Annotated in this window: 12 protein-coding genes; 9 read left to right on the forward strand and 3 right to left on the reverse strand. The window is 53.9% G+C overall.

Annotation, left to right across the window (positions count from 1 at the left end):
* Positions 1-27 precede the first annotated feature (27 nt).
* A complete protein-coding gene (hisD, locus tag DYY88_RS04525) occupies positions 28-1,356 on the forward strand; it encodes a histidinol dehydrogenase (RefSeq protein ID WP_039725738.1) in 1,329 nt (442 codons plus the stop codon).
* Positions 1,357-1,393: 37 nt separating this feature from the next.
* On the opposite strand, the gene deoC is transcribed toward hisD, so the two are convergent.
* Positions 1,394-2,086 (reverse strand): deoxyribose-phosphate aldolase, encoded by a 693-nt coding sequence (deoC, locus tag DYY88_RS04530; protein ID WP_039725739.1) that lies wholly within the window; start codon positions 2,084-2,086, stop codon positions 1,394-1,396.
* Between the two features lie 160 nt (positions 2,087-2,246).
* Here deoC and DYY88_RS04535 point away from each other — a divergent pair, with 160 nt between their 5' ends.
* The 4 genes from DYY88_RS04535 to DYY88_RS04550 all read left to right on the forward strand — a co-directional run bounded on the left by DYY88_RS04535 (position 2,247) and on the right by DYY88_RS04550 (position 5,853).
* The gene (locus DYY88_RS04535) at positions 2,247-3,176 is read left to right on the forward strand and encodes a glycosyltransferase family 2 protein (protein WP_039725740.1); all 930 of its coding nucleotides are present in this window, start codon (positions 2,247-2,249) and stop codon (positions 3,174-3,176) included.
* A 121-nt stretch (positions 3,177-3,297) separates the two neighbouring features.
* Positions 3,298-4,257 carry a glycosyltransferase family 2 protein gene (locus tag DYY88_RS04540; RefSeq protein WP_039725741.1) on the forward strand — a complete coding sequence of 320 codons (960 nt, stop codon included), beginning with the start codon at positions 3,298-3,300 and terminating at the stop codon, positions 4,255-4,257.
* 8 nt (positions 4,258-4,265) lie between these two features.
* Positions 4,266-4,874 carry a hormogonium polysaccharide biosynthesis acetyltransferase HpsU gene (hpsU, locus tag DYY88_RS04545; RefSeq protein WP_044151060.1) on the forward strand — a complete coding sequence of 203 codons (609 nt, stop codon included), beginning with the start codon at positions 4,266-4,268 and terminating at the stop codon, positions 4,872-4,874.
* A 73-nt stretch (positions 4,875-4,947) separates the two neighbouring features.
* Positions 4,948-5,853, forward strand: a complete 906-nt coding sequence (locus tag DYY88_RS04550; RefSeq protein WP_084606976.1) for an ABC transporter permease — start codon at positions 4,948-4,950, stop codon at positions 5,851-5,853.
* Between the two features lie 81 nt (positions 5,854-5,934).
* Here DYY88_RS04550 and DYY88_RS04555 read toward each other — a convergent pair whose 3' ends face one another.
* Entirely contained in the window at positions 5,935-6,405 is a 471-nt protein-coding gene (locus DYY88_RS04555; RefSeq protein ID WP_052288258.1) for an ion channel, read from the reverse strand.
* A gap of 269 nt (positions 6,406-6,674) precedes the next feature.
* Between DYY88_RS04555 and DYY88_RS04560 the strand changes: the two genes are divergently transcribed.
* From DYY88_RS04560 to katG, 4 genes are all read left to right on the forward strand, one after another.
* Positions 6,675-7,694, forward strand: a complete 1,020-nt coding sequence (locus tag DYY88_RS04560) for an LURP-one-related/scramblase family protein (RefSeq protein ID WP_039725744.1) — start codon at positions 6,675-6,677, stop codon at positions 7,692-7,694.
* A 245-nt stretch (positions 7,695-7,939) separates the two neighbouring features.
* Positions 7,940-9,376, forward strand: coding sequence for a hypothetical protein (locus DYY88_RS04565; RefSeq protein ID WP_039725745.1), 1,437 nt, complete (start codon positions 7,940-7,942; stop codon positions 9,374-9,376).
* Between the two features lie 397 nt (positions 9,377-9,773).
* A complete protein-coding gene (locus DYY88_RS04570) occupies positions 9,774-10,334 on the forward strand; it encodes a peroxiredoxin (protein WP_039725746.1) in 561 nt (186 codons plus the stop codon).
* A gap of 278 nt (positions 10,335-10,612) precedes the next feature.
* Complete coding sequence (gene katG / locus DYY88_RS04575; RefSeq protein WP_242517571.1) at positions 10,613-12,982, forward strand: catalase/peroxidase HPI; 2,370 nt, start codon at positions 10,613-10,615, stop codon at positions 12,980-12,982.
* A gap of 278 nt (positions 12,983-13,260) precedes the next feature.
* Here katG and recR read toward each other — a convergent pair whose 3' ends face one another.
* The gene (gene recR / locus DYY88_RS04580) at positions 13,261-13,881 is read right to left on the reverse strand and encodes a recombination mediator RecR (protein ID WP_437438579.1); all 621 of its coding nucleotides are present in this window, start codon (positions 13,879-13,881) and stop codon (positions 13,261-13,263) included.
* Positions 13,882-13,963 lie beyond the last annotated feature (82 nt).

The raw sequence follows: 13,963 nt of genomic DNA on the forward strand, positions 1-13,963 counted from the left end.
GGATATTCAAGTCAGGTTTTGTGCGAAATGTTGCGCATTATCAACCAGTTAGCTGATGCTCGGGTCGAGTTGCAACGTATCTGTGAGCGCACCCACGATGAACAAGTCGTTCACAAAGAGGCGACGGTTCGCGAGATTTTGCAAACCGTCCAGCGCAATGGCGATGAAGCGTTATTACAATACACTGCAGACTTTGACAAACAGCATTTAACGGTTGACCAACTCCGCATTCGCGGTTCCGAGATTGATGCGGCCTATCAACAAGTCTCAAAAGAGCTGATTGACGCCATTCGATTGGCCTGTAGGAACATTGAGCGTTTTCATCGCAAACGACTGCCTACCAGTTGGGTCGAGTTTGAAGGGGATGTCGTGCTAGGGAAGCGGTATCACCCAGTTGATAAGGCGGGTATTTACGTACCCGGCGGAAGAGCGGCGTATCCCAGTACGGTATTGATGAATGCGATACCAGCCCAAGTTGCTGGCGTAGAGCGCATTGTGATGGTGACGCCACCCGGCGCTGATGGCGCCATTAATCCTGCCGTCTTAGTTGCTGCGCAAGAGGCGGGAGTCAGTGAAATCTATCGTGTTGGGGGCGCGCAGGCGATCGCAGCCCTGGCTTATGGGACACATACCATCCCCGCCGTTGACGTCATTACTGGCCCCGGCAATATTTATGTCACGCTGGCGAAGAAACAAGTGTTCGGCACGGTGGGAATTGATTCTCTGGCAGGGCCTTCAGAAGTACTGATTATTGCCGATCGCAGTGCCGATGCGACCCACGTAGCGACAGATTTACTGGCCCAGGCAGAACATGACCCGATGGCGGCGGCAATTCTGATTACGCCCGATGCGATTTTAGCTGAGCGCGTCGCGGCAGAGGTAGCTCGCCAACTCGAAGGACATCCCCGACAAACTTTGACTGAGAAATCGATTGCGAACTATGGCGTTGCGATCGTAGTAGATACGTTAGAGACTGCAGCCGAGCTATCAAATCAGTTTGCGCCAGAACACCTAGAGCTCGAGGTCAACGATCCCTGGAGCTTGCTAGAGAGCATTCGGCACGCAGGCGCAGTTTTCCTCGGCCATGCGACGCCAGAAGCCGTTGGCGATTATCTCGCTGGCCCCAACCATACTCTGCCCACATCCGGAGCCGCCCGCTATGCTTCACCGCTGAGCACAGAAACCTTCATGAAGCATTCGAGCTTAATTCAGTACTCACCGCGGGCATTGAGTGAAGTGTCGGACGCGATCGCCCGCTTAACCGAGGCCGAAGGCTTACCCTCCCACGGCGACTCAGTCAAATTTCGCACCCAGCCGCAAAACTTGCCTCGGCGAGAGTCTCGAGACGACATGTAAGCTAGCGATCGCAGTTCATGGTACCGAGCCAGCGACTTTAGCCTGCGGCCAACGCTTCCTGCTGTTGAATGAGCTCTGGCCCTCGCGAAGTCCCAATCCGGTTAGCCCCTGCCTGTACCAGTCGCAAGGCCTGTTCTGCTGTGCGGATGCCGCCTGAAGCTTTAATACCCACTCGGCCCCGTGAGCATTCATGCAGTTGACGCACTGCTTCGACGGTGGCTCCCCCTTGCCAGCCGGTACTGGTTTTCAAAAAGCTAGCTCCAGCGTCCATGCAGAGATCAGCTGCCGTTTTGAGCTCGCTGGGGGTTAATACGCTCGTTTCCAGAATGGTTTTCACCACAACATTGGTAGCTTCACAAATTTCAGCAATTTCGCGATGGACCCGATCGTGCTGTCCCGACTTCAACCAACCAAGATTAATGACCACATCTAGCTCGGTCGCCCCCAGTTCAACCGCTTCCTGAGCTTCATACAGTTTGCAACCCGAAGTGGTGGCCCCGGTCGGAAATCCAATCACTGTACAAATTGCGATCGCCTTTCCCTGTAGCTGTTCGCGCGCTAAGGCAACATGGGTCGGTAACACACAAACCGCGGCAAACTGATAGCGATCGCAGTCGTCACACCATTGCCTTACCTGCTCGGGTGTTGCTGTCGGCACGAGCAAAGAGTGGTCGATCAATGGTGCGAGATCGACCTGCGGCAAATCGCGCAAAGCAGCATAACTATCCATAAACCATCAAGAGAGGCAACAGTATGTTCCATGGATATTAACTTACTGTGAAGCTTATCCCAGAGTTGCCGATGTCTGAGTCGCAATGAAGAGAATCTAACTTAGAGCGGGAATGCTTAAAACGAGTTAACGCAGTCTCTCTGTTGAGTGGAGTAGTTTCATGCCCCCACCGCGCATTTCAGCGATCATCTGCACTCACAATCGCGATGACTATTTAGGTGCGGCCATTGACAGCCTGCTACAGCAAGATTTTGACGACTATGAAGTGATCGTGGTCGATAACGCCTCAACCGATCAAACCCGAACTGTCGTTGAGTCTCGGTTGCCACATCCAAGATTGCAATACATTTACGAGTCAACGCTAGGCTTATCAGCTGCTCGCAATGCTGGCGCTCAGGTTGCTCAAGGGGCAATTTTGGCCTATCTCGATGACGATGCTGAGGCGAGTCGAGGCTGGCTCTCGGCACTGCTGGAAATCTATGAGCAGAATCCCAAGGTAGCGATCGCCGGTGGCCGCGTCACTCTCATCTGGCCTGAAAACCAAACTCCACCTAAATGGCTCTCAGACAATATGGCAGGTAATTTAGGCGCATACGACCTTGGCGATGAGATCACCTACATCACCCAGCCAGGACTCACCCCACGAGGGCTGAATTATTCCATCAAGGCTGATTTTCTCCAAAAAATTGGCGGCTTCGATGTCAATTTAGGGCGGGTCGGTAAAAATCTGCTCTCCAACGAAGAACTATATATGACCGAAAAAGCGCTGCAATTGGGCTATCAGGTCGCCTATTTGCCCAACGCACTCGTGGCTCACAACGTGGCTCCCAATCGGCTTGCCCCGTCGTGGTTCATGAGTCGCAGTTGGTGGCAGGGCATTAGCGAATGTTATCGCGAGCAGGTTGCCGGTCGATCAGGTGTGCATCAGTTGCAAGCTGGCGGTGAACGACTACTTCGCGGTTTATATAAAACGCTCAAGTATCTGCCCGACCCAGCGCAGCGATTTGAGAATTTGCTGTATGCCTATGGCCAAGTTGGGTACCTTAGCAGTGTCGTGAGAGCCATGCTAAAGCCTGCCTCTACGGGATAAGCGCATGACCCTCACGTTCATGCGAGTCCATCACCATCTAGCACTCATCCCTATTCCTCTTAAATATCGGTTCTGCAATTAGTCGTTTTTGCCCTATCTATTCATGACTCAAGAATCTCCCATGACTTCTAAACTGCCAGTTTCAGTGCTCATTCCGGCCAAAAATGAGGAAGAAAACCTGCCCGCCTGTCTAACTAGCGTGGCGCGGGCTGATGAGGTCTTTGTGGTCGATTCGCAGAGCGAAGACCGCTCGATCGAAATTTGCGAAGAATACGGCGCTCAAGTCGTGCAGTTTCACTTCAACGGTCGCTGGCCAAAGAAGAAGAACTGGTCATTAGATAATCTGCCGTTCAAGCATGACTGGGTGCTGATTGTGGATTGCGACGAGCGGATTACTGATGAGCTGTGGGATGAGATTGCCGAAGCGATTCAAAAACCCGGCTACAGCGGTTACTACTTAAATCGTCGGGTCTTTTTCCTGGGCAAGTGGATCCGCTTTGGGGGCAAATATCCCGACTGGAATTTGCGACTATTTCGCCATGCTCACGGGCGCTACGAAAACCTGCACACCGAGGAAATTCGCAATACGGGCGACAACGAGGTACATGAACACGTGGTGGTGGAAAGCGGTGAAGTCGGCTATCTCAAGAACGATATGCTGCACATTGACTTCCGGGACCTGTTCCACTGGCTGCAACGCCATAACCGCTATTCCAATTGGGAAGCTCGGGTTTATTACAACATCCTCAATGGCATGGGCGAGGACGGCACGATTGGTGCGAATTTATTTGGGGACTCGGTACAGCGCAAGCGCTTCTTGAAAAAGATTTGGGTTCGCTTGCCGTTTAAACCGACTCTGCGATTTATCCTCTTCTATTTCCTGCGTCTAGGTTTTTTGGATGGCCGGGCGGGCTATATTTATGGCCGCTTGTTGAGCCAGTATGAGTACCAAATTGGCGTCAAGCTGTTTGAATTGCAAGAGTTTGGGGGGCAACTCAACGTGCAAAAGTCGGATGCGGCTGAACCGACAGCAGAGGCGGAGCAATCGCCTGCGATCGCCTCTGCCAAAGCGCAAAGCTAGGCACCACAATGCCTGAATCTTCGCGCCCCCAACCACTAAATGCCATTTCCGCTGAGCCCAATGCATCAGCCTGGGTTGATCTGCGCCAGTATGATCAGTCGTGGTATTCGCCAGGGCAACCAAAATGGCTAGTTTTGCTGTGGTGGCTGGTGCAGGCGGTGGTCTTTCCACTCACGCTGCATGCGCATCATGCGCCACGGCGCACCTTGCTACGGTGGTTTGGGGCGCAGGTTGGGCAGGGAGTCGTCATTCGTCCCTCGGCGCGATTTCACTATCCCTGGAAGGTGACCATCGGTGACTATAGCTGGATTGGCAGCGGGGTAGAGTTCTACAGCCTGGGCGAGATCCACATCGGCAGTCACTGTGTCGTGTCACAAAACAGTTACCTCTGTACGGGGTCGCATGATCCCAGCGATCGCGCCTTTGGGTTACAGGTCGCCCCGATTACCGTAGAAGATGGCGCGTGGATTGCGGCTGGCTGCTTTGTAGGCCCAGGCGTGACCATTGGCGCAAACAGCATCGTCGGAGCTCGCAGTAATGTGTTTGGGGATTTACCACCAGGGCAGATTTGTCTGGGTAGCCCTTGCCGTCCGGTCAAACCTCGCATGATGAACTAATCAAGCCATCGTCGGCCGCGACGATGATTCCGGTCTCTGGGATAATGAGCTTGCTCCTATTAGTGCGATCGCGATGACCTCAGTAAAAGCGAATACTCCCACTGCCTGGTGGCGACGACTAAAGCCAAAAGGACAGGGGGCGAATATCTCGGTGCTCTTTATGCTGATGGGCATCGTGATCACTGGCGGCTTTATCTTGATTGCGCTGCTGGCGCCAGTGTTGCAATCTTGGGGGGTTTTACAAGATCCCACTGCCGCTCTCCAAAATCCCGTCCATCAGCCACCGTCGCCCGAACATTTACTCGGGACGACACGCCAGGGCTACGATGTGCTCTCTCGGGTGCTGTTTGGCACTCGGGCGGCTTGGCAAGTGGTCTTGCTCGCGACCCTAATGAGTGTCTTTATCGGGGTGCCCATTGGCATGTTGAGCGGTTATCGCGGGGGCAAACTCGATCGCGTCCTGCTATTTTTCATGGACACGATTTACACGCTGCCGGGACTGTTGTTGTCCGTCACGCTGGCGTTTGTGGTCGGTCGGGGAGTGCTGAATGCGGCGATCGCCCTCAGTATTGCTTACATTCCCCAGTACTACCGGGTGGTGCGCAACCACACGGTCAGCGTCAAGACGGAACTCTTCATCGAAGCTGCTCAAGCTATGGGGGCTCCGACCTGGACGGTGCTGAGCCGCTATCTGTTTTTGAATGTGGTGCAGAGTATTCCGGTGCTGTTTACGCTGAATGCCGCCGACGCCATTCTCATTTTGGGAGGTCTGGGCTTTCTCGGTTTGGGTTTGCCGGAGCAGACCCCTGAGTGGGGCGCTGATATTCGTCAAGCCTTAGATGCGTTGCCCACAGGCATTTGGTGGACGGCACTGTTTCCAGGACTGGCGTTAACGCTGATGGTGACGGGGCTGTCGTTAGTGGGGGAAGGGTTAAACGAACTCGTCAATCCGTTGCTGCGGCGCGAAAACTGGAAGTAGTACACCAAAACATGACGAGCAGTGGCGATAGATGTTGGGAGGAATTGCTTTGGCGATCGCGAGTCGGATTCTGCAAATTAATCACGGTTTGAAGCGATCGCGGTCAAACCCATGGCGATGTCTCAGCTTGAGCAATTGCATAAACACCGAGGACAAGGTCGCCGTTGATAACCCCAGCATCAAGATGCCACTGATGGCTTCCATAGCGCCCAAAATTCGCCAAGGCTCAGTCATGACAATGTCGCCATAGCCCAGCGTCGCGAAGTTGACGGCGGAGTGATAGAAAGCATCGTCGTATTGCTCAAACTGACCGACTAAGACAAATACGAGCGCCCACAACCCGACTTGCACCAGTGAACTCGCTAACAGGAAGAACAACGTAACACTGAGGACGACAAACCCACCCCATAGCCGCTCTTCCTGTTGCACTCGCCGTCTTAGCTTAAATCGCTTGGAAAGAAAGCCAATTAACGCCGAAATCGAAAACGCCTGAACGGTTTGGCCGAGCAAAAACATCATCAGACTGATGAGCAATACAAAGAGATAGTCCACAGAACGAATTGGCTTTGCCCTGAAGGTCAGCCACCAGCTTAAGAAAGTTCATGTTATGCCAGATCGGCAACCTGCATCCATCTTCAAAAACAGTGCAGGTGATAACTTGCGCGTGAGCAAGCTACTCAACGTTACTCAAGCTCGTGCCGTTAACAGATCTGTAACCGCTGACGTGCAGAAGATGACTTCTGCCATGCTGATAGGACATCCCAGGTTTTTACCGAATTGTTGGTAATCCTCTCCAGGCTGTGTAGTGAGGCAAGAACAGTATGAAAATCAAACAATTGGCCACCGCATTGGGCGTTGCGGCGCTTACCTGTGCCGTGGGCACGATGGCTCAGGCAGGCAATGCCTTGGTGCCAATCCGCGAGCCTCTGGCCGCTGAGCCAACCGTCGCCCAAGCCCGGGTCGAGCCGGTGCGCTACCGGATGACCGATCGCTGGCTGTCTCTCACCGACAGCTATATCATCCGAGATGCTGATGGCGAGCCCGTTTTCACCATCAATGGCCGCTTGATCTCGCTGAATGGGCAGATGGTCTTTCGCGATGTGGAAGGGCGAGAGCTCGCCAGAATCCAGAACAAAATTTTCGATATTATCGACACGATCCAAATTACCCGCGATCGCGAGGTCGTTGCAGAAGTGCGGCCCGCGATCATTTCACCCTTGCGGCAGAGCTACATCATTGATGTGCCCGGCGTCGGTCAGGGGGTTGCGCGCGGCGATTTTGTTAATCACGAATATGAGATTCGAGGACGGGATAGCGATCGTATTCTCGCGACCGTAACCCGTCGGTTTCTGAGCGTCAGTAATGCATATGACATCGAGATCATGCCGCTGCGGCGCGATCAGCGCATCGAAGATGACGTGCTCTTCATTGCGACTGCCGCCGCCATTGATTTGTTAGAAAGCACCGACGCACCCACCGAATCACCGGTGGCCGAGCCGCCCCCGGTCGAATCCCCCGACAACACCTTTCGCGATCCGCTCGTGGTGAATTGTCTGGGGACGGTCGCCGGCTCCAACATCGACTTTTCGACACTGTATAGCCCCGAAGGCGGCTTTGCCCGCATCAACTTTGGGCGTGACGGTGCAACGACAGCGACAGCAGAGTTAACCTTCGACGGCAGAAATGCCGAGAACCAAATGGTTTGGCGCGGAGCCGTCAACGGCATGGCCGATGTGACTCTGACCCATCTCTCAGATCAAATGATTCAGGTAGGCGATCGCGTCGCCGTCCTCTATGACGGGCAAGAAGGGCTGGGCACCTGTCAGGAATATCAGCCGTAGGGAAAATGAATGCCTGCGTGCACGGGGCGATCGGGATAGTTCTTGCTGCTGGGTGTCTGATCCGGCTGGTTTTGAGCACTCCCGCGATCGCCTTAAAACCACCAAAATTGTGACAATGGCATCCCTTCGCCAGCCCATTAAACATTCACAACGCGATACACCATCACCCAAGCGATACACTCTAGTGATATTTGACTGGCTTGATTGACATGACCCGTGTATCACCGCTGCCACGCTTGATTCCCATGAGCGTTCAACGACGCTGGTTTGAGAAAGTGATGGCGGCGATCGCCCTCCTCAATCTGGGCCTGGTCGTCTTTGACCTGAGTTACATTCCGCTCCGCAACGTGTACCGAACCATCGCCCCAAACGTCACTGAATGGTACGGTCAACAGTTCAAAGGCATCACCCCCCACCCGTTTACGGTGGACTATTTAGAAAAAGTCTCAGAGTTGGAGACTCTCGTTGCGGAAGGCGGTCTTGTGGCCTCGTCTAGCGAAAGGATGCTCACAGAACTGAGAACCGCAAGTGACGCCATGATCGCTGAAAATCCCTTCGATGTGGCCAACAAGTCCGGCACGTTAGAACGCATTAAAGAACTGATGAGGCGTCACGTAGAAGCGACCACTGGACAGCCTTATGAATCGGCGACAGAGGCGTTCAATACATTCTGGACGAAGGAATATTTATCGGAGGCAGGCTACCAATCACAAGTTCAATTTTTCAATCAAACAATCCGTCCGCTAATCGAGACCAACTATTTTCGTGGCATCGGCTTCAACGGCAAGCCTGCAAACAACTTTATCGCCATTGACAGTCTATTTATTACTATTTTCAGCATCGAATTACTGCTTCGAGTCATGGTTCTACGTCGCCGTTATCCCGGGCTCAAAATTTGGGATGCAATTCTTTTTCGCTGGTATGACCTATTGCTGATTACGCCGTTTTCGCTTTTTGCCCCCACGTGGTTGCTGTTACGGGTGATTCCCGTTGTGACTCGCATCAAGCAGTCAAAATTGCTGAATCTCGATCCTCTACGTCAGCGGATTGTGAGTTTCTTGATTGCTAGTGTGGTGGTGGAGCTAACGGAATTCGTCTTAATTCGCATTATTAATCAACTGCAATCGTCCATTAAAAAAGGCAATCTGGCAGCATTTTTAATGAACGATAAATCTCAACCCTCCCAGTACATTAATCTCGGAGAGGTGAACGAAATTAGCGCGATCGCTCAACAAGTTTCCTCCACTGTGGTCGATGAAACGTTGCCCAAGGTGCGCCCTCAAATTGAAGCATTATTGACCTACACCGTCTCAACGACTGTCACGCGATCGCCTCTCTATCGACAACTCGGTCATCTGCCGGGATTTAATACCCTCATACAAAATACCGTCCGCGAAATCGTCGATAGTCTGTGTGAAACGCTGTACGGTAACCTTGACTCCAAAGAGCCTGATGCTCAGAGAGCAGCGTTAGTGAAAGCATTAGTCGAAAATTTCAACCAGTCATTTCGCACTGATTTGCAGGAGAATCACGGCGTCGAAAAAATTGAGGCATTGGCTTTCGTCTGGCTAGAAGAAATCAAGATTAATTATCTCCGACAAATCGCGATCGAAGATGAGGCAATTTTACAAGAGCGCAGTCGCGAGCTCTACGCCATGACTCGCATTACGCCCAAACCTTAAATCAATCAACCATGCTGCAGCGTCCTTATTTTTGAAGTCAAAAACCCCTAAGTTATAAACTGCCAATCCCCTTCGGTTGAAAAAAAGAGCCCTAACATTCTCTAGACAGCCTGCCAATTTTTGGGGGCACGACCAGCGATCGCTAGCCAGCAATCCCACTTCAGCCAACGACAATCAACATCGCTGATCAGGGCACTCCCAAGGCACGGTTTTCATCCCATAGAGATATTAAGTGTTGCAAAACCAGCATTTTTTGGCGCACAAAAGCTATTCCGACTCACTAGGCTGGAAGGCATATGGGCTTTTAGGGTAGATGGCTGAGCCCCTCTGCCAAGCTTGAGTGCATGAATTTTAAACTCACCTGACTGACGTCAAATGTGCGCAAGGAGTTAGGGAAATGTTGGCTAGCCATGAAGGCAAAAGCATTCCTCAGACAACCCTTTTGACATTCACAAAAACGGGTTGGCAAACGATTTCAGCAGCCGATCTCTTCAAACATAAAACGGTCGTTGCTTTCGCTGTGCCAGGAGCATTTACCAGCCCTTATTCCCCGATTCAGCTATTAGGCTACAACGAATATGCCCCCATCTTTCGAGCCCATGGCGTCGATGAAATCCTGTGCATTTCGGTCAATGATCCGTTTTCGTTAGTGGCTTGGGCGCAAGCTGAGGGAGCCGATCAGGTGCGATTCATTCCCGATGTGACGGGCGACTTTACTCACGCCATGGGGATGGTGGTGGATCTGGCGGATAAAGGCATGGGGCGGCGATCGCGGCGCTATTCCATGCTGGTACGGGATGGCACGGTCGAGAAAATGTTTGTCGAGCCCGATGGGTTTGAAACCATGCCGGTGGTGTCGAATGCGGAAACGTTACTGAATTACCTCAACCCCGACGCCGAACACCCCCAGCAGATGACGGTGCTCATGCATATGTGGCGGACGATGCTGGCCGTTTAGAGTGACTGAGCGACCAGGCATTCGGCAGCGCAGCGGCAACCGTGACGAGACATTACGAGATGTCAAAGGACTCCTCGAGAATCCCCCAACTCATCGATGACTCAGGTAGGCTGGCATTAACAGAAGTCGTAATGAGTACGACTTGACCCCAAATTTCAGTTCTGGGCAGACAGCATTGATGTCAGCTTGGCAAGTTGCGCTTTGGATGCTGTGCCCTTGGTTTAGAGGTCAACCGTACAGATACCACGCACATCAACATCAGAATTAGGAATGGAACTATGACTAGTCGCGAAATGAAATGTCCCTTCCCGATGAGCGGGAAGCTGATGGAAATCTGGCGAGCCGTCACGTCTACCTTCGGTGCCGGAGGTCAGGAGGCGATCGCGAGCAATGTGATGGCGTCCACCACGGCCAATACCGCCAGCAGTGCCCGTACTGGCAATGGCGCGAGTGCTTGTCCCTTCATTGGCACGCCTCAAGCCGCCGCCGCCGGACACGGCACATCGAATCAAGACTGGTGGCCCAATCAGTTAAATTTGCGGATCCTCCATCAACATCCATCCGTGACCAATCCGCTGGGGGCTGACTTTGACTACGCCGAAGCGTTTAAGACCTTGGACTTGGCCGCCCTACGGGCCGATTTGTTTGAGCTGATGACCACCTCCCAAGACTGGTGGCCAGCGGACTATGGGCATTACGGGCCGCTCTTTATTCGTATGGCGTGGCATAGCGCGGGCACCTATCGCATTGGCGACGGTCGCGGCGGTGCAGGCACGGGCAACCAGCGATTTGCACCGCTGAATAGCTGGCCGGACAATGCCAATTTGGATAAAGCTCGGCTGTTGCTGTGGCCGATCAAGCAAAAGTACGGCAACAAAATTTCCTGGGCTGACCTGATGATTTTTGCAGGCAACTGTGCGCTGGAGTCGATGGGCTTTAAGACGCTCGGCTTTGCGGGGGGCCGGGAAGATATCTGGGAACCGGAGGAGGATATCTACTGGGGCACCGAAACTACCTGGCATGGGGATGCGAACTACAGTGGCAAACGGTATAGCGGCGATCGCGAACTCGAAGATCCCCTCGCGGCAGTGCGGATGGGGCTGATTTACGTAAATCCAGAAGGGCCGAACGGAGAACCGGACCCAGTCGGCTCGGGTCGCGATGTGCGTGAAACCTTTGGCCGAATGGCAATGAACGATGAGGAAACCGTCGCCCTGACGGCGGGCGGCCACACCTTTGGCAAATGCCACGGGGCCAGTGCGGCCACCCATGTGGGGCCAGAACCCGAAGCCGCGAGCATTGTGGATCAGGGGCTGGGGTGGAAGAGTACCTTCCAATCTGGTAAAGGTGCGGATACCATTACCAGCGGCATTGAGGGCGCCTGGACCCCGACCCCGACGCAATGGGACAACAGCTATTTGGAAACCCTGTTCAAATATGACTGGGAAGTGGTGAAAAGTCCGGCGGGGGCCTGGCAGTGGGTGCCCAAAGGGGGGGCCGGGGCCGATACCGTACCCGATGCGTTTGATCCGGCTAAGCATCATGCGCCGATCATGACGACGGCAGACATGTCCATGAAGATGGATCCCATCTATGAGCCGATTTCGCGGCATTTTCTCGAAAATCCCGATGAGTTTGCCGAGGCCTTTGCCAAAGCCTGGTTTAAGCTGACCCACCGCGACATGGGGCCAAAATCGCGCTATCTCGGTCCCGAAGTGCCCCAAGAAGATTTCTTGTGGCAAGATCCGATTCCGGCGGTGGATCATCCGCTGATTGATGATTCAGACATCGCGGCGCTTAAAGACAAGATTCTGGCCTCCGGCTTAACGGTGGCGCAACTGGTGGCAACGGCTTGGGCGTCAGCGGCGACTTACCGTGATTCGGATAAGCGGGGTGGGGCCAATGGAGCCCGCCTTCGTCTCGCTCCCCAAAAAGATTGGGAGGTCAACCAACCGGCCCAACTGGCGATCGTATTGCAAACCCTGACTGGCATCCAAACTGAGTTCAACAACTCGCAGTCCGGTGGGAAGCGCGTATCGCTGGCCGATTTGATTGTGCTGGCAGGTTGCGCGGGGGTGGAAAAAGCCGCGCAGGCGGCGGGACATGCGGTGACGGTACCGTTTACCCCCGGTCGCACCGATGCCTCCGAAGAACAAACCGATGCGGCGTCCTTTGCCTACCTGGAACCCAAGGCAGATGGCTTCCGCAATTACCTCAGCGGGCATCAGCATCTCTCAGCCGAAGAAATGCTCGTTGATCGCGCCCAGTTGATGACGCTGAGTGCGCCCGAGATGACGGTGCTGGTGGGCGGGCTGCGCGTTCTCGGGGCGAACCATCAAGGGGCTCAGCATGGGGTGTTTACCGATCGCCCCGGCACCCTCACCAACGATTTCTTCGTGAATCTGCTGGATTTCGGCACCACCTGGCAGGCCGTTTCAGAAGATGAGCAAGCCTTTGAGGGCCGCGATCGCACCACGGGTGACCGGAAGTGGACGGGGACTCGGGTGGACCTGATCTTTGGCTCGAACTCGCAACTGCGAGCGATCGCCGAAGTCTACGGCAGCCAGGAGGCTCAGGCAAAATTTGTGCAGGACTTTGTGGCGGCTTGGGATAAGGTGATGAACCTGGATCGCTTTGACCTGCGATAGAAGCAAGGGTCTCGGTGGGCATTCCCACCGTTAGGACAGCATCTCAGTTTCACAGTCTGGGGGGACGGGCGGTTTGTGCGATCGTCGTCCCCCTTTCTGTCGGCGCGACTGCCATCAGTGCAGCGAGCGCTCGGACTCGGCACTGTGCGGCCCGCACTCCCAAAATCGGCCTGGCACTGCCAGCCTTTTCCCAGAGGAGCGGCGGCTAGATGATGACAGACCACCCGCGGGATTTTTCTTTAGACAAATCGTTTGGACAGAGACCGTACGAGCGATCGCTAATCCAGCGATCGGCGACCTTCCAAAGCGCGAGCTAGTGTTACTTCGTCGGCATATTCCAAATCGCCCCCCATGGGTAGACCAAAGGCAATGCGCGTCACCTTGGTAAAAGGCTTCAACAATTGCCCCACATATAGCGTGGTCGTGTCGCCTTCGATGCTGGGGCTGATGGCGATGATGGCTTCTTGAATATTGTCCTGATTCACCCGATGCACCAGCGGCCCAATATTCAGCTGCTCAGGCCCAATGCCTTCCATGGGAGAAATCAAGCCCCCCAGCACATGATATTTGCCGCGATATTCGCGCGTTTTTTCCAGCGCAATTACGTCGCGAGAGTCGGCGACGATGCAGAGCGTTTGCAGATCACGACTGGTGGACTTGCAGATATCACACACCGGCTCCGACGAGAGATGAAAGCAGATCGAGCAGTAGCCCATTTGCGATTTGGCATCCACCAGCGCTTGGGCCAAGGCTTGCACCTCCGCATCGGGACGCTTCAGCAAGTGCAGCGCCAGTCGCTGTGCCGTTTTGGGACCAACACCAGGCAACTTTTGGAGTTCTTCGATAAGCCGAGCAAGGGGGCGAGCGTAAATGGTCAGAGTCCTCCAGACGGCGAAAATGAGTCAGTCGGCGAGCGACAACAATCAGCGATGCAGTCGTCGTTCACAGATTTTAAGGCTGGGTGTCGGTTTCGCAAACTGA

The sequence above is a fragment of the Leptolyngbya iicbica LK genome (assembly GCF_004212215.1).
GTDB classification, from domain to species: domain Bacteria; phylum Cyanobacteriota; class Cyanobacteriia; order Phormidesmidales; family Phormidesmidaceae; genus Halomicronema; species Halomicronema iicbica.